We start from the raw sequence: 15,581 nt of genomic DNA on the forward strand, positions 1-15,581 counted from the left end.
AGCTTGCTAAGGGGTAGTGGCAATGGACATCACCCGATTTACCGAAAAGGCTCAGGCGGCGGTTGCTGATGCTCAAACGATTGCTGCTCGCTACGGTCATACCTCAGTGGATGTAGAGCATCTTTTGCAGGCCCTACTGGAACAGGAGCAAGGACTTATTCCCCGGTTACTCGATCGGGCTGGCGTTTCTTCTCGGGAGTTTACCAGCGAGCTTCGAACAGAGCTTGAGAGACTCCCCCGGGTTCATGGGAGTGCCAATGTGGCTACCTACGTAACGCAGCGGCTCAACCAGCTCCTCGGTCGGGCGCAGGAGGAAGCTCGGGCTCTGAACGACGAGTATGTCAGCGTAGAACATCTCTTTTTACCGATGCTGGACGATTCGCCGGGAACGATCGCGCACCGTTTGTTCCGGCGTTTCGGCCTTTCTCGTGAACGGGTGCTGCAAGCGCTCACACAGATCCGGGGGCACCAGCGGGTGACCAGTCCGAATCCTGAAGCAACCTATGAAGCTTTGGAAAAGTATGGCAGAGATCTCACCCGGCTGGCGGAACAGGGCAAGTTGGATCCCGTGATCGGCCGGGATGGTGAGATTCGGAGGGTGATTCAAGTTTTGTGTCGCCGCACGAAGAATAACCCGGTTCTGATTGGGGATCCGGGGGTGGGTAAAACCGCCATTGTGGAAGGACTGGCGCAGCGGATCGTCCGGGGAGATGTGCCAGAAAGCCTGAAAAACAAGCGCATCATTGCCCTAGATCTAGGTGCGCTCATTGCGGGAGCCAAGTACCGGGGCGAGTTTGAGGAACGACTCAAGGCGGTTCTTCAAGAAATCGCTGCGGCTTCTGGCCAGATCATTCTTTTCATTGACGAGTTGCATACCGTTGTGGGGGCAGGCCGCGCGGAAGGGGCCATGGATGCAAGTAACATGCTCAAACCGATGCTGGCCCGTGGGGAGCTTCATTGCATTGGAGCGACGACGGTGGACGAATACCGGCGTTACATTGAAAAGGATGCGGCTTTGGAGCGGCGTTTCCAGCCGATTCATGTGACGGAACCCTCGGTGGAGGATACGATCTCGATTCTCCGGGGACTCAGGCAGCGATACGAGCTTCACCACGGGGTCCGGATCCAGGATAGCGCGCTCGTAGCAGCTGCGGTTCTCTCGCATCGTTACATCAGTGATCGCTTTTTGCCGGACAAAGCGATTGATCTGGTGGATGAAGCGGCAGCCAAGCTCAAAACGGAAATGGAGAGTATGCCGGAGGAGCTGGAGACTTTGGAACGGCGTGTGTTGCAGTTAGAAATCGAGCGAGAAGCCTTACGGAAAGAAAAGGACGAAGCTTCTCGGAAACGTTTGGAAGAATTGGAAAAGGAGCTGGCGGAACTTCACGCGGAGCGGGATGCCCTTAAGGCGCAGTGGGAGAAAGAAAAGCAAAGTTTGGCGACGTTACAGGAGTTACGGCAAGAGTTGCAGCGCGCAGAACACGAACTTGAGCAGGCTCAAAGAGCGTATGATCTCAACCGGGTGGCCGAACTACGCTATGGCAAGATCCCGATGCTCCAGCGGCAAATTGCCGACTTCGAAAAGCAGGTCCAGGGTGCAGCAAAGCGATTGATCCAGGAAGAGGTCACCGCAGATGAAATTGCGGAGGTCGTTTCCCGGTGGACAGGAATTCCGGTGGCTCGTCTTTTGGAAAGCGAGCGGGAGAAGCTCTTAAAGTTAGAAGATCTCCTTCACCAGCGGGTGGTTGGGCAGGAGGAAGCCGTTTCTAGTGTCGCCAATGCGGTCCTCCGTGCTCGAGCGGGGCTCAAAGACCCCAAGCGGCCCATCGGCTCGTTTCTTTTTTTGGGACCAACCGGGGTGGGCAAGACAGAAACGGCCCGAGCGCTCGCTGAGGCGCTCTTCGATAGTGAAAATAACATGATTCGCATCGACATGAGCGAATATATGGAAAAGCATACTGTTGCACGGCTCATTGGAGCGCCTCCAGGATATGTCGGTTACGAAGAGGGCGGGCAACTCACGGAAGCGGTTCGCAGAAGACCCTATAGTGTCGTTCTTTTTGATGAAGTCGAAAAGGCACATCCTGAGGTATTCAATGTTCTTCTTCAGGTGTTGGATGATGGTCGGCTAACGGATGGTCAAGGGCGGACGGTGGATTTTCGAAATACCATTGTGATTATGACTTCGAATATTGGGAGCGTTCACTTAATGGAGCTTCCTCCCGGGGCCCGAGACATCCCTCCGGGAGTGCGAGAAACTGTGCTGGGGGAATTGCGCGCGCACTTTCGGCCGGAATTTCTGAATCGGATTGATGAGATTGTGCTCTTTAAGCCGCTTACCTTGGAGGAACTAGAAAAAATTGTTGAGCTTCAGTTGCAGGCATTGCGTCAACGCTTGGCGAACCGTTCCATCGAATTGGAATTAACTCCGGCGGCTCGGAAGGAACTTGCTCAGCGCGGGTATAGTCCCGTGTATGGGGCGCGACCCCTACGACGCGTGCTTCAGAAGGAGTTGGAAACCCCCTTGGCAAAAAAGATTGTCGCGGGTGAGATCTTAGAGGGAAGCCGGGTTTGCATCGACTTTCAGGAGGGGAATTTCGTTTTTGAGGTTCTCCCAAAAGCGTCTTCTTCGCCATCCCCATCGTAGCTGGCTAAGGGGGGAGTGGAGTAAAAAAGAGGGCGGTTGTTTATGAGGCTTGGGGATCTGCCACAAGAAGCTTTGCCTGCGCTGCCCCAGGAGCTTGAACCTTGTGCGGTGTATGAGCTGGGAAGTAATTCCTTTAAACTCGTTCAGGCGTTTCGGGAAGGTGCAGATCGGATCTGGATTTTTGCCGATCGAAGTCTTGCCTGCCGGCTGGCAGAAGGGTTGGAGAAAAAAGGGGAACTGGGTTCAGACGCTGTCCAACGAGGCTTGCGAGCTCTGGAGAGCCTGCGTAGCCAGGAGCAAAAGGGGATTGGACAACGATGGATCTTGGCGACGAGCGCCGTTCGGGATGCTCACAATCGAGAAGAATTTCTTTCTCAAGTAGAGGAACTTCTTGGAATCCGGCCGGTGGTGCTGTCGGGATGGCAAGAGGCGAGCCTAATTCTTCAAGGGGTAGCGACGGATCCGCAATGGACGCAGTTAGCGCTTGAGGTAGTGGACGTGGGAGGAGGAAGTTGCGAGTGGATGGAAGGGGCAGGAGGAGAGTTGTGGGCCGCCGCCTCCCTGCCTCTTGGAAGCGTCCGGCTGCGGGAAGCTTTCCTTAAGGATTTCCCGGTGGGTCCGGAGGTCGTACGCAACCTTAAGGCATTTTTGTACGAGCGGGTGGCAAAGGCGACGGCTGACTTTGCGAGGCGGGCCCAGGTCCTTGTAGCGACTGGGGGAGCGGTCACGGCTGCGGCTTCCTTCCGGGAAAAGGAAGTAGCTCTGCGACTTCGCTGCGGTGGGAAGGTCTGGATCCCGCGGGAGACACTGGAGGAAACCCTGGGTAAGCTCCAAGAGCTTAGCTGGGAAAATCTCCTGCAGGAAACTTCCATAGAAAAGGAACGGGCCGATCTTCTCATTCCAGGTTTGTGCATCCTCTCCGTGACATTGGAGTTAGCCGGAGGGAAGGGCGTTTGGATTAGCGGGCGCGGGTTACGGTATGGAGCGTTGGCTCGGTGGCTAGGGCAAGGTGCTCGACCGGTTGTCCTGTGGAAGGTGGAAAAGGGCTCGTGAAAGACAGCGGGGCACCGAGCGCCGGCGGGGCTGGTGAGGGATGATGGGCGCAAAACAACGGGGTGTGCTGCTGGAGAGGGATGGCTCTTTTTGGTTTTTTCTCTCCAAAAACGCTTCTTAAAGGAGAGGGGACAAACGGAATCGACCTTATTGGGAGAAGGCCAAAGGATGGAAAGGGAAAAGACTTGCAAGGAACATGGGGTGATGATTTGCGTCCAGAAACCCTAGGACTTGTGTCACGTGGTGTGGAGAAGTCCCTCTGGGAAAGAAAAAACCTGTGGAAGGAGGCATCTTGTCCAACGGATCGAAAGGCAAAGAACTGCCCTCGGCGAAGGAAATCGAAGAGGGGACCCTCTTTTGGCCTCGGTTTGATCGGTCTAGCCTTCTCCCGTGTGTAACCGTCGATGCGCGAACGGGGAGGGTCCTTATGGTTGCCTACATGAACCGGGAAGCCTTAGAGAGGACCCTGCGGACAAGACGGGCAACTTTTTTTAGCCGTTCTCGCCAAGCGTTATGGGTCAAGGGAGAGACGTCCGGTTGCTACCTGGACGTGGTAGAGGTTTTAGTGGACTGCGACCAGGATGCGTTACTTGTCAAAGTCATCCCTCGGAAGGAAGAGGATCTCTGCCACACAGGACGATCCAGTTGTTTTTACCGGAGAGTGGTCGGAGAGGAGGAATTCTGGCTGGAGCATGTGTGACGATGGTAGGGTAATCTGGAGGGAACCTCGCCAGGAAAGGGTCCCGGGTTTTGGGAGCTTCGCAGTACCAGACGTTGCACGAAAAAACGTTTTTACCCTTTGCGGTTACGTTTGGTGGACCGACCGAGCCCGACGAACCCCCTTCTCGTGAAAAACCCTTCGAGGCGGCTTCGGGCGCTGCTTCCGACCGACAAACGGCTCTTGGAGGATCCATCGAACCAGCCCTGCCAAGCGGGGACGCCCGTCATGGTATGCCCAGGGAAAGGGGCACTGACTTTTCCCCACGGCACAGAATCTCCACGCACCGTATTGAACAAAGAGCGTTTGAAGTCCTGGATCCAGAGGAGATGGGCTAGCTACCGTAGAAAGACTTCCGGCCAGGGGGCGTAACCAATCTTCCAGCGATTCTAAGGGAACAACGTCCACATAGATCAGCCGGTACCCGAAGCTAGGGGAAAACTCACGAGAACTTCGAAGGATGACCGTCCACTGGAGACTTTCTCCCGGCGTCCACACCGGCCACCCCATGGCATGGGCGATCGTTCTGGCTTCCTGGATTTGCCGAGTCGCCACCGGATCCGGGGGTGGGCAGGGTAGCTTCGTGGACCAGCGTCGGAGTGCCTCGGCAAGCCGATGGCAAAATGCCGTGAGGTGACTCTGGGGCAGGACGAGGATGCTTTGAGGGGAAAGACAACCAAGCTGCCCGTAGAGGGCAATGTCATAAGCGCACCGATCGATCAGTTCTTCTGGAAGGTCGTGGACTTTGCCTAGCCAGATAAGACTAGCCCTGGGGCCGTAGGCCACAAAGGTCTGAGCAGGTTCGAGGTTTTCTCTCACCTTTTGGATCGTCTCCTGGGTACCAAAAGCAATGACGGCCTCTGCTGAGCGCAGGGCTTGCCAATCCAGTTCCCTATCAAAGGCGAGAAACGGCTGGAGCCGGGATGGGAGGAGAGAGAAAAACCGTTGGAACGCTTCCTCTTGAGCGCGCGGAATTTTTGCACGGTTGAGCGAACCCAGAAGCAATCCCCCCAGGAGGCTTTGCCATCCGCTGATCGCGAGATTTCCGGCAAGCACATGGTAAATCGTGCGGGGGGAGAGGGCTTTTGCCTCCAATCCCTTGCCCAAGGGGACCCATTGATCCAGGGCTTGCCAGTTGCCGAGTTCAAAGGAAAGCCAGTATTGAAGATCCCTTCTACCCCGCAGTCCTAGCTCGGGAAACTGGCGGCAGAAAGGCCCCAGAAGCTCGATTCGTTCCGCGGTAGTCATAGGGACGACCGGAGCTCGTCGACGAGGAGAGAACATCCTCGCATGATCCTAGCTTCGGGATGGCGCCCGAGAAGGCGAAACCCCTCCTGCGTGCGAATGGCTTCATCCTCGGTATCGACGGCCAGGACCGAATCCACGTTGGCCAGATCGAACCAGCGAACCCAACCCCGATGGCCGACGGGCACTTCCTTTCCGCTGGCTGGATCGATAACGAGCACCCTTGCCCATGGGGGTGTCCGGTGGGATTCCCGAAGCCCGCGGGCGTAGGCTTGGCTACTGAGTTCGGTCATTCCGTACTCATCCCAAATGTTATCGTCGGGCAGGCCAAAGGCGCGGGCAAGTTCCCCGTACAAAATCTCTTTGGAAAGGGTTGTCCTTCGGCCTTTCAACCCGCCAGTCTGCAAAAGAAAGCTACCGGGTGAAAGATTGGGGTTCCAACCTCGGGGCCAATTTTCCAGAAGAAACACGAAAGCCAAGGCAGGTCCGCAGATTCCCACTGGCCGAGTGCGAGCACAGGCCTGGTCCAACGCCTTTCGAAAGGCACCGACTTGGAGGGTGCCGTGATCGATCCAAAAGTATCTTCGGGACCCCCAAAAGGAGAACATTCGAACCAGGGAAGAATGGGGAGCTTTCCGGGGTGAGGGGGTTAAAAAATGAAGCTCAGCTGTAGCATAGGGGAGTCCTGCCCGCTTGGCTCCTTCCTGCGCGGACCACCGATAAAGATCGATGGAACGCATCCGGTGAATTCCAGGGGAGCCGCGAGTGGTGCCACTGGTTTCAAACATGACCTTAGCTGCGGATGGGTCTCCGCAGAAAACAGGGGTTTCTTTAAAAATCGCCTGGGGGAGCGCCGGAATGTCCCGCCACGAGACGGGTTGGGTCCCAAGGAGCGAGACCAGGCGGCGGTACGGGGGACAGTGGTGGGCGTGGTATTGGAAAAGCGCCAGCGCGAGCCGATCCCAATCTTTCTCTTCCCAAGAAAGTTGGGAAAGAAGTTGGATCCAGCGTTGTCTTTGCGCTGCCCGGGTAAAGTCGAGAGCCGTGAGGGATGCGTTTCGCACGTTCATCCAGAAGGAAGCCGGTTTGTAGAGTTTTGGTTTTTCCGTTTTTGCCAAATTACACTATACAGAAAAAGGAAAGTGAGTTTGTGCCAGTTGTGGGAAAAAGCGCAAAAGAAAGTTGTCTCAGCTTGGCCGCACGGTTTGAGGGAGAACTCGGGTGCGCGGAGGATCTGGTGTTGCAAACCTCTTTCCAGGGGCGACTGTGGGTGAAGGGGAACCTCCAGATCCAAAGCGGAGCTCGGGTGACGGGGGACATCGTGGCGGGGGCTTTAACTGTGGCACCTGGAGCATGGGTCCGGGGAGAGGTTCACGTCGGGCCGCGGCGAGAAAACAAGGGAATTTTCCGGTGGATTAAGGCTCATGGGTTTCCTTTTTAGAAAAGGAAAAGCAAAGCGGCTGCTTCGGTGCCCCTATTGCGGGGCAGCTCAGTGGGAAGCTGCGGGTGCCATTTCAACCCTTTGCCGGAGCTGCCGCAAGTACATTGCTTTGGAAGTGGGAGGTCGTCCCAAAGCTACAGCTCGACCCAAGCCTACCCGAGCGATTCGGTGCCTGTACTGCGGATCGGAACAAAAGGTCTATGAAGACGCCCTTTCAACCACTTGTGGATTCTGCGGGCGACATCTTGATGTGGGGAGCTATCTTATCCGCGGGCGATTTGGAAAACGGATTTACACGCAAGGAGATGTGTTTTTTGCCAAGGGTTCTCTTTACATTGGCCCAGAAGTCGTGGGGAGAAGGGTTCTTATTGGAGGCGAGCTCCGGACGACGGTCCACGGGCTAGAACTTGTGGAAATCCGGGAAGAGGGGAGAGTGCGGGGCACGATCCGGGCCCCAATGGTCCGGGTCGCCGCGGGGGCAGACAGTTCGGTTCGCGGGGTTTTGTGTCGGTGCCTCCGAGTGGAGGGGCTTCTTTGGGTGGAAGGGAAGGTGATGGCCCAGGAGATCGAAGTGGGAAAGAGGGGTATTCTGGAGGCTAGCGAGGTGAAGGCTGGATCGCTCCAGGTCAGTTCTGGCGGCGGTTTCCATGCCAGGACAACCCTTTTGCCAGAAATGGAACAGAAGGAGGATTTTTCCATCCTTGACAGAAAGACCGAGGAATGTCAGCTGTAAAAGCGAAGCCTTTTCCTATGTCCCAGCATCCGAGTCTGAAACGGGCCGCCAAAAGCCTTGCGGCCAAGCGTAATGTACTGAAACGGTTTGAACGCATTAGGCTTCTTAAGCGTCAGGGGCGCTGGAAGGAAGGGGATCGAGTTTTCGGGCTTCCGAAAACTCTTCCTCTAGCCTAGGGTTTGCTTTCCGGATGGAGCTCGCTTACGGGAAGTCCGAGCTCGTGGGCAAAGGTTTGGATCCAACTATCCCAGCTGGGAAAGGGTCGCCTTTTGCACTCTTCGAAAAGCCGCTGGTAAGTCGCAGGAGACGTGAGGAGTTCTTCCATCGCCGAGGAGAGTTTTTCGGGAGAATGGACGTCGGTTACGAGGCACCCTCCCGCGGCTGCCAGTTCCCCACTGGCCCCCTCACGGCTACAGATACACGGGCGGCCTAACCAGGTGCTCTCCAGAATAGGAAAACCAAAACCCTCGTCTAGGGAGGGGAAGACAGTGAAACTGGCTTCCCCGTACAGTCGCACCAGAGTCTCGTCGTCCACGTGGTGGAACCAAAGGACTGGCCAGCCCTCCCTTCGGCAGTGCTGGCGGAGTTCCTCGACGGTGGATTCGAATCCCTTGCCAATCCGTCCCACGAGAACCAGCTGAAAGGAACAACCCTTTTTCCAGAGGATCTCGCAGGCGTGCAAGAGCGTCCGGTGATTCTTGCGCTCGTTGAAGCTTGAGACACAAAGGACACGACGACTTCCATAGTTGGGCAACACATGGGGTCGATCGACTGGGAGACTGGGTGGCCAGGGAAAAACCAGAGTTTGGGTGGTCAATGGGATTCCGGAAGCCTCACACCACTGAAGATATTCCGTTCGGACGGCCTGCGAGGGGCAAATCACGGCGTACGCTTTGGGGAGTTGTTGCAAAAAGGAAACAAAATAAGAGAGGGAATGAGAGCGGGCTTGTCCGGTGTGCAAGGGGATAAGATCGTGGAGGACGGCAATCCAACGAGTTCCTCGCGTGATCCACGCCTGGAGAAACTGGGAACGCGTGTCCATCACATTTTCCAGTGTAAAGAGATAGACCCCGTTTTGGGAAAAGATCTCGCGTCCGACGCGACGGTAAGCATGATCCCAGTGTTGAGCTAGTCGGCCGAAGAAAAAGGAAAGTCCGACCGGTTCTTGTCCTTGTTGCCCTTGGGGAAGCAAGGGGGAAGAAAGCAAAAATTTTTCCCTCGGAGAAAGCCTTGCGTAGAGCCGCCAAAGAGGATCCCATACCAGTGGGATTACCTGGTAACGGGCCGAAAAATGGTGGTAAAAATAGCGGATCCAGCGTTCCACACCGGTGTGTTTGAGCGAGCGGGTAGCTGCTGTGACATCGACTAGGATCATTACGCTTTCTTTCTTCCAAGTATATTCCTAATCCACGAAGGGCCCAGGCCAACTGGATCCCATGGGAGGGAAGTTTTTGACGGATTGTTCCAGGTGCTGGCCATTTCTTAAAAACCAAGGGAGGGAAGAGTCATGGAAATCTACCTTCGCTATTACGGTCATGCTTGTTTTTCGATCGAGGCGGGAGAGACCATTCTTTTATTTGATCCCTTTATTCGTTCCAATCCTTTGGCCGCGGGCAAGGTAGACCCGCTTGCGCTTCGGCCCCATTACATTCTGGTCTCTCACGGGCATAGGGATCATGTGGAAGACACCTCCTGGATTGCGGGTTTATCCCAAGCTCAGGTGGTGGCAAACTTCGAGGTGGCGCAATGGTTGGAGCGCCAGGGAGTCAAGCGTACTTATCCCATGAATTTCGGGGGAGTTCTGCGGTTTGTGGGAGGGGAGGCTCGCTTTGTTCCCGCAGCCCATTCGTCGAGCTTACCCGATGGCAGTTACGGCGGAAACCCCGGGGGTTTTGTCCTTATGCTGGAAAAAAAGACTCTCTACTACAGCGGAGATACTTCTCTTACGAGCGAAATGGGGCTTTTGGGAGAACTCTACTCCCCAGAGACGTCGATTTTGCCCATTGGGGGAACGTTTACTATGGACATTGAGGAAGCCGTCCATGCCGCCAGGTTTTTGCGGAGCCGGCGGGTCGTTGGTGTTCACTACGACACGTTTGAGGCCATTCGGATTGACCACGAAAAGGCCCGCAACACGTTTGCCGCGGCGGGAATCGAGCTCCAGTTGGTACCCATCGGAGAAAGCATTAGATTGTAAAGGTAGCGGGGGAACGGTTTTGGAAACCGTGGATCCTTGCTGCCTCCAGGACACGCGTCTTTTTCGGAGAAAAGCGGGACCAGGACCGGAAAAGAGGCTTTTCCTCGAGAAGGATGGCACGGTAACCCAAAGCGCTAAGGTCCCGTGAAAGAAGGTCCAGGCCTATGAACCGTCTCGCTGAGCAGAAGAGCCTCTATCTGCGCCAGCACGCAAACAATCCGGTGGATTGGTACCCATGGGGAGAGGAAGCGCTGCGCAAGGCCAGGGAGGAAAACAAGCCCATTTTTCTTTCCATCGGATATGCCAGTTGTCACTGGTGTCACGTGATGGCCAAGGAGTCGTTTGAGGATTCTCAGATTGCCCAGTTGCTCAATGAGCGGTTTGTTCCGGTCAAAGTGGATCGAGAAGAGCGACCGGACCTTGACGAGTTATACATGGCCTTTGTTCAGGCCACGACAGGCCAGGGAGGGTGGCCCCTTTCGGTTTGGCTAACGCCGGATCGAAAACCTTTCTATGGAGGCACCTATTTTCCCAAGGACGACCGGTGGGGCCGCCCTGGGTTTGGGAGGGTGCTGGAGCGAATCGCTTGGCTTTGGGAAAACCAGCCCGAGCGTTTGAGAGAGCATGGCGAGCAAGCGGTTCAACGTCTTAAAGAACTTTTGCATTTGCGGGGCGATTCCGGGGGAGAGGAAGCGGTAGGGAGCTTGCCCGCAGAAATTGTGGAAAACGTTTTCCAAGCGTTTCGCCAAGATTTTGATCCGGTTCACGGTGGTTTTGGCGGAGCTCCAAAATTTCCGCGGCCTTCGATTCTTTTCTTTCTTTTCCGCTATGCTGCCTGGAGACGACCGGTGGATCCCCGGGCCGGAGAGGCCCTGGGCATGGCTTGTAAAACCCTCGAGGGGATGGGACGGGGAGGGATTCGGGACCATTTGGGAGGAGGTTTTCACCGATACGCCGTGGATGGAGCGTGGAAGGTACCGCACTTTGAAAAAATGCTCTACGATCAGGCGCAGCTGGCCCTGGTTTACCTGGAAGGGTTTCAATGGACCGGTGCAAGAGAGTGGGCGGAAGTGGCTCGAGAGACCCTCGAGTTTGCACTGCGGGAGCTCGCTTCTCGCGAGGGAGCTTTCTATTCTTCCTTGGCTGCCGATAGCCCCGATCCCCAATCCGGAGGAGAACCGAAAGAGGGAGCCTTTTACCTGTGGACACTGGAAGAGCTAGACAGCGTGCTCGAGGAGCCTCTCCGGGAACTGGTCCACCGGTTTTACGGCCTTTCCCCGGAGGGGAACATTCCGCAGGAGGTGGATGCGCACGGGGAGCTTCGGCGTAAAAATGTCTTGTGGCAGGCCGCTATGCTGGAGGAGGTGGCCCAGGAACTGGGTCTTTCGAGAGAAGAAGCATCCCAGTTGCTCCAACTGGCCAGAAGGCAATTATGGGAAGCACGCGAGAGGCGCCCCAAACCTTGGGTCGATGACAAGATTGTGGCAGGCTGGAACGGGTTGATGATCTCGGCCTTGGCAAGGGTGGGGACCGCCCTGGAGGAGGCCGTTTTTGTGGAATGTGCCGAAAGGTGTGGGGAGTTTCTCTGGTCTCAATTCTGGGATCCCCTCAATGAGCGCTTGTTTCGGATCTACCGCAATGGCGTTTCCGATATTGGGGGGTTTGCGCTCGATTATGCCTGTGTGGTCAGCGGGTTTTTAGAACTCTTCGAGGCTACCGGGCGGGAAGAGTGGCTTGAACGCGCCTGCCGCGTGCAACACTCCATGGACCGCCGGTTTTGGGACGATGGAGAAGGCGGTTATTTTGCGGCAGAGGAAGATCCTTCTCTTTGGTTGCGGCTCAAAGAGCGATATGATGGCGCGGAGCCGGCACCTCAATCGATAGCCTTATCCAATCTTGTGCGCCTGTCCAGCTGGACTGGGGAGAAAACGTACTGGGACCGGGCGGAGGCCTTGGTACGTGCCGAAGGAAAGATCCTCCAACGCTTTCCGGAAGCACTTCCATGGTTTGCCGGTGTCCTTCCGCGGCTAGAAGCCCCCCCTACTCAGCTGGTTTTAGTGGCAAGCCATTGGGATGACCGGGCACGGGAATTAAAGAAGGCTCTTTTTGAGCGATTCCTTCCTTTTGTGGAAAAAGTCTTGGTCAGCCGGCCAACTGGGACGCTGAGGGAAGTAAGAGACAGGGTTGCGAACGAACTTCAGTGGCTCCCGAAGGACGATCCAGGGCCGTCCGTATATATCTGTCAAAAGGGAGCCTGCCAGGTTCCCATCCGCGATCCACGGATTTTTGAGGCAACCCTTAAGGAGCTTGCACCAAGAACTCCAGAGGAGGTCGCGCCCGCTTATGGTTGATCCACGCCACGTCGTCTTTCATGCAACCCGGTATCGAGAAGAGATGGAAAACCGGGGGATGGATCCTTCGGTGGTGGATGAGTTCGTAAGCTCTTACAACCAATGGCGAAGCCATCTGGCCGAGTGCGAGAAATGCCTCGCAGAGAAAAATCGTCGAGCCCGGGCGTTTCTTGAGGTCCCTCCGGAAAAAAAACAGAGTTATCTGGAAGAGTCCAAACGGTTATCCCTTCGGATCGAAGAACTCCAGAGAGTGGTCGAGGAATACCGGAAGAGGATGGACCTACTTTTGCCCCAGATCCCGGTCCTTTCGCTCCCGTGCGTTCCGATCGGTCGGTCCAGCGAAGAGAACCGTCTCCTTCGCGAATTTCGTCCCGAGACAATCCGTTGGTCTTCCCCGCGGCCGTATTACGAGTTACCTCTTTACGGCAGGGAAATTTGCCCCGAAGAGGGGGTGCGGGCTTTTGGAACGCGGGGGTACTACCTACGTGGCTCGGTAGCCCTTCTCCAGAAAGCTCTCCTGGATTATGCGTTGGAGCAAATCGTAGCTGAGGGATTTGAACTGTTTTATCCACCGCTTCTCCTTAATGCGGAGATTCTTCGAGGGACCGGACACCTTCCTGACTTTGAAGGACAGCAGTATGAGGTCCGGATCGATGAGGGCCGGTCCGCTTACCTGGTTGGTTCCGCCGAGCCGTCGCTTATGGCGTTTTTTGCTGGCAAAAAACTTCGGGAGGAGGAGTTACCGATTCGTGTGACGGCCTCGACGAGCTGTTTTCGAAAGGAGGCGGGAAGTCACGGAAAGGATCAAAAAGGGATCGTCCGAACGCATCAATTTGAAAAGGTGGAAATGGTAGTCATTTGTACCGCCGAACAGGCGGGATCGATGTTTGAAGAACTCCTCCGGATTGAGGAAAAGATCTATCAGGGTCTGGGTCTGCATTATCGGGTGATGGAACTGTGCACAGCGGAACTTCCCAAGAAACATTGCCGCCAGGTGGATATTGAAGCGTTTTTCCCGGGCCAGGGGAAATTTATTGAAATTTCTTCCAATGGGAATGCCGCGGACTTCCAGACTCGTTCCCTGGGGATTCGATTTACGGCTTCCTCGACTAAAAGTGCGATTCCGTGGAGTCTTAATTGCACCGGAATTACGTTTCGAACAGGCTTGGCCATCTTGGAGCAGTACCAAAAAGAGGATGGATCGGTCGAGGTTCCGGAGATCCTGCGGGCGAGGATGGGAAGGGAACGGATCGGCTAGGCAAGGAAAAGCTTGACGTCAAAGAGGCGCCTTGGATCTTGGGAGAACTGTGATCAGCACCCTTCTCCTTGCTCATTCCTATCTTCGGTTTGGTGTGCTGGCTGCCGTTTTGGCAGGTTTGTGTGCCACCCTATTGGGCTGGTGGTCGCAGAGATCTCCCGCGCAATGGGATCGCATTTTGGCAATAGTGTTTCTTGGGCTTTATGACCTCCAAGCATTGATTGGGGTGATCCTATTGGCACAAGGAGCAGTGAAAAGTCACCTCCATGCTACGGTTATGCTTTTGGGGGTGATTCTAGCTCACATTCTTTTCCGGTCCGTGCGGTCTGCGCCGGTGGAAAAAAGCTGGTTGCCTCGGTTCCTTTTTTATGCTCTGCCCTTGGCCTGTATTATTGCTGGGCTTGTGGCCATTGGTCACTTTCCGATTTGATGAAAACGCCCCATGAAGGGCCCATGGGATGAAGGAGAAAGCGAGAAGTATAGGGCCGGAGGGGTGCCAAGAGCTTGAAATCCACCTGAGGCTGTGGATTCCATCCGGATGAAGCTGGCTGTGTGGGCTACCGAGCGGTCGGGTGTTTGCTACCACCTCCGAGACGGTTGGGTTGATGGGGGAGGGGGTGTTTGGCTTTTGGCGCAGAGGGGGTGTCTCGGAGGGGACGGTAATCGGGGATGCGGAGGTAGCACCCACCGGATGGGGTCCTCGGACGCACGGGTCTGCAAGCGGTGATGAAGCAATAGATTGACAATTGGCTTGGGTTCTTCCGGTTGGCTCTCAAGGAAAGAGTTTGCGGATGGTCAAGGCGGTCCAAGGAGGTTGGGTTGGGAGGAACGGCCAGCGCAAGAGGGCTTATTCGGCTACTCTGTGATCCAAAGCTTGGCCTCAGTCCTGGTCGAGCAGGGGATCGGTTGATGCGGTTGGGCTTCGAGTACTGGGAAGCGGCATGGGCCGTGGAGACTCACTCGATCGTGGTGGTGGATCTCAATGAGAGGACTGAGGATATTGTGCGCGATCTACGTGGGAAGCTCGTTTGCTTGTATGTTAGGCGTTACGGGAAAAAGATCTGTGCGGAACTGTGCTTAAGAAGGCACTTGCGTGCCATTTATTTGAGTAAGCTTTCCGGTTTCACAGCAAAAGAGGTTGGATGCTGATAGCAAAAGAGCTATGTGGCGCTTTCCAGACGGGTGGAGCGGAGTTTTTTGCTAGATCCGGGCTTGTGTTTTTCCTTAACGAGCCCAATCGATCTTTTTTGCCTCGGTGGCCCGAGTGGATTTGAGGAAGCTAAGGAGTGGGATCCAGAGAGCGGAAAGGGTGATCGATCCGCAAACTCCCAGCAAAAGATGGCGGGGTCGAACGGTTTGCTTGGAAAAGGCAGGCCGCTAGTCATCCTCCCGACCGAGCTACTTTGAGCTCGTCCTGGCTGAAGAGGAGTCGCGAGCGGGTGCGTCCCTGTTTGAGTTAGCGTCCTTTTGTCTCGGAAAAAATTTTCGTTCGAAGAAAGGAGATCCACCGACCATGCGGACTGGAAGGGCAATTGGCAAACGGAGCCTAAGTAGCCCGTTGTCTGTGCTCGGGGTTGGCGGAGGAGACTGCCGGCAACCCGTCGTCCTGCCGACCCAGGCTATCCCCGGACGGGGGGTCGTGATGCTTGCGGTTAGGGCTTCCGAGGGAATGGGGAGCCAAAGTCAATGCCAGCTCCTCTGAGTGCGTGCGCTTTTGCCTACGCCCAGGAGGGGATTTTCCAGGCGCTTGCTGCCATCCAGATGGTGGAGGTGCCAACCAAAAGGCCGAAACTCGGCCGGAAGCGGTAGGAATCGGCGCTTTTGAGCTACCACTTCGTGCAGGAGCGATAAAGGGCTGGCCAGTGTTTGCCGAACGTCCGTAACACGGACGCCTTTTCGTGGGTGACACACCGGCTCCTTGCGGTCAAACGTTTGGAT

15 protein-coding genes are annotated in these 15,581 nt (G+C 55.7%); 12 read left to right on the forward strand and 3 right to left on the reverse strand.

Going from position 1 to position 15,581, the window contains the following annotated elements; all coding sequences use genetic code 11:
- Positions 1-22 precede the first annotated feature (22 nt).
- The 3 genes from clpB to hisI all read left to right on the forward strand — a co-directional run bounded on the left by clpB (position 23) and on the right by hisI (position 4,400).
- The gene (gene clpB, locus KK925_RS08000) at positions 23-2,647 is read left to right on the forward strand and encodes an ATP-dependent chaperone ClpB (protein ID WP_174582253.1); all 2,625 of its coding nucleotides are present in this window, start codon (positions 23-25) and stop codon (positions 2,645-2,647) included.
- Positions 2,648-2,689: 42 nt separating this feature from the next.
- Positions 2,690-3,700 (forward strand): Ppx/GppA phosphatase family protein, encoded by a 1,011-nt coding sequence (locus KK925_RS08005; protein ID WP_174582254.1) that lies wholly within the window; start codon positions 2,690-2,692, stop codon positions 3,698-3,700.
- Between the two features lie 277 nt (positions 3,701-3,977).
- The gene (gene hisI, locus KK925_RS08010) at positions 3,978-4,400 is read left to right on the forward strand and encodes a phosphoribosyl-AMP cyclohydrolase (RefSeq protein ID WP_214096417.1); all 423 of its coding nucleotides are present in this window, start codon (positions 3,978-3,980) and stop codon (positions 4,398-4,400) included.
- Positions 4,401-4,505: 105 nt separating this feature from the next.
- Here hisI and KK925_RS08015 read toward each other — a convergent pair whose 3' ends face one another.
- Positions 4,506-5,666, reverse strand: a complete 1,161-nt coding sequence (locus KK925_RS08015; RefSeq protein ID WP_174582255.1) for an acyl-CoA reductase — start codon at positions 5,664-5,666, stop codon at positions 4,506-4,508.
- Entirely contained in the window at positions 5,663-6,733 is a 1,071-nt protein-coding gene (locus tag KK925_RS08020; protein ID WP_174582256.1) for an acyl-CoA synthetase family protein, read from the reverse strand. The genes KK925_RS08015 and KK925_RS08020 overlap by 4 nt, the downstream gene beginning before the upstream one ends.
- 80 nt (positions 6,734-6,813) lie before the next feature.
- Between KK925_RS08020 and KK925_RS08025 the strand changes: the two genes are divergently transcribed.
- From KK925_RS08025 to KK925_RS08035, 3 genes are read left to right on the forward strand one after another with little or no spacing between them, the layout of a single operon-like run.
- Positions 6,814-7,104 (forward strand): bactofilin family protein, encoded by a 291-nt coding sequence (locus tag KK925_RS08025; RefSeq protein WP_174582257.1) that lies wholly within the window; start codon positions 6,814-6,816, stop codon positions 7,102-7,104.
- Complete coding sequence (locus KK925_RS08030) at positions 7,088-7,837, forward strand: polymer-forming cytoskeletal protein (protein WP_174582258.1); 750 nt, start codon at positions 7,088-7,090, stop codon at positions 7,835-7,837. Before KK925_RS08025 ends, KK925_RS08030 begins: the two co-directional genes overlap by 17 nt.
- Positions 7,838-7,854: 17 nt before the next feature.
- Positions 7,855-8,013 carry a small basic protein gene (locus KK925_RS08035; protein WP_174582278.1) on the forward strand — a complete coding sequence of 53 codons (159 nt, stop codon included), beginning with the start codon at positions 7,855-7,857 and terminating at the stop codon, positions 8,011-8,013.
- Here the strand turns inward: KK925_RS08035 and KK925_RS08040 are convergent.
- The gene (locus KK925_RS08040; protein WP_174582259.1) at positions 8,010-9,212 is read right to left on the reverse strand and encodes a glycosyltransferase; all 1,203 of its coding nucleotides are present in this window, start codon (positions 9,210-9,212) and stop codon (positions 8,010-8,012) included. The genes KK925_RS08035 and KK925_RS08040 overlap by 4 nt on opposite strands.
- Before the next feature lie 132 nt (positions 9,213-9,344).
- Between KK925_RS08040 and KK925_RS08045 the strand changes: the two genes are divergently transcribed.
- From KK925_RS08045 to KK925_RS11295, 6 genes are all read left to right on the forward strand, one after another.
- Positions 9,345-10,034: a metal-dependent hydrolase gene (locus KK925_RS08045; RefSeq protein ID WP_174582260.1), complete on the forward strand. Its 690-nt coding sequence runs from the start codon at positions 9,345-9,347 to the stop codon at positions 10,032-10,034.
- A 164-nt stretch (positions 10,035-10,198) separates the two neighbouring features.
- The gene (locus tag KK925_RS08050; protein ID WP_174582261.1) at positions 10,199-12,385 is read left to right on the forward strand and encodes a thioredoxin domain-containing protein; all 2,187 of its coding nucleotides are present in this window, start codon (positions 10,199-10,201) and stop codon (positions 12,383-12,385) included.
- The gene (gene serS, locus KK925_RS08055; protein ID WP_174582262.1) at positions 12,378-13,643 is read left to right on the forward strand and encodes a serine--tRNA ligase; all 1,266 of its coding nucleotides are present in this window, start codon (positions 12,378-12,380) and stop codon (positions 13,641-13,643) included. Before KK925_RS08050 ends, serS begins: the two co-directional genes overlap by 8 nt.
- Positions 13,644-13,674: 31 nt before the next feature.
- Complete coding sequence (locus KK925_RS08060) at positions 13,675-14,073, forward strand: hypothetical protein (protein WP_214096418.1); 399 nt, start codon at positions 13,675-13,677, stop codon at positions 14,071-14,073.
- Positions 14,074-14,462: 389 nt separating this feature from the next.
- The gene (locus KK925_RS08065) at positions 14,463-14,792 is read left to right on the forward strand and encodes a hypothetical protein (RefSeq protein ID WP_174582264.1); all 330 of its coding nucleotides are present in this window, start codon (positions 14,463-14,465) and stop codon (positions 14,790-14,792) included.
- Between the two features lie 537 nt (positions 14,793-15,329).
- Complete coding sequence (locus tag KK925_RS11295) at positions 15,330-15,452, forward strand: hypothetical protein (protein WP_268905641.1); 123 nt, start codon at positions 15,330-15,332, stop codon at positions 15,450-15,452.
- Positions 15,453-15,581: the final 129 nt, after the last annotated feature.

Origin of the sequence: Candidatus Methylacidithermus pantelleriae, assembly GCF_905250085.1 — a bacterium.
In the GTDB taxonomy this organism is placed as follows: domain Bacteria; phylum Verrucomicrobiota; class Verrucomicrobiia; order Methylacidiphilales; family Methylacidiphilaceae; genus Methylacidithermus; species Methylacidithermus pantelleriae.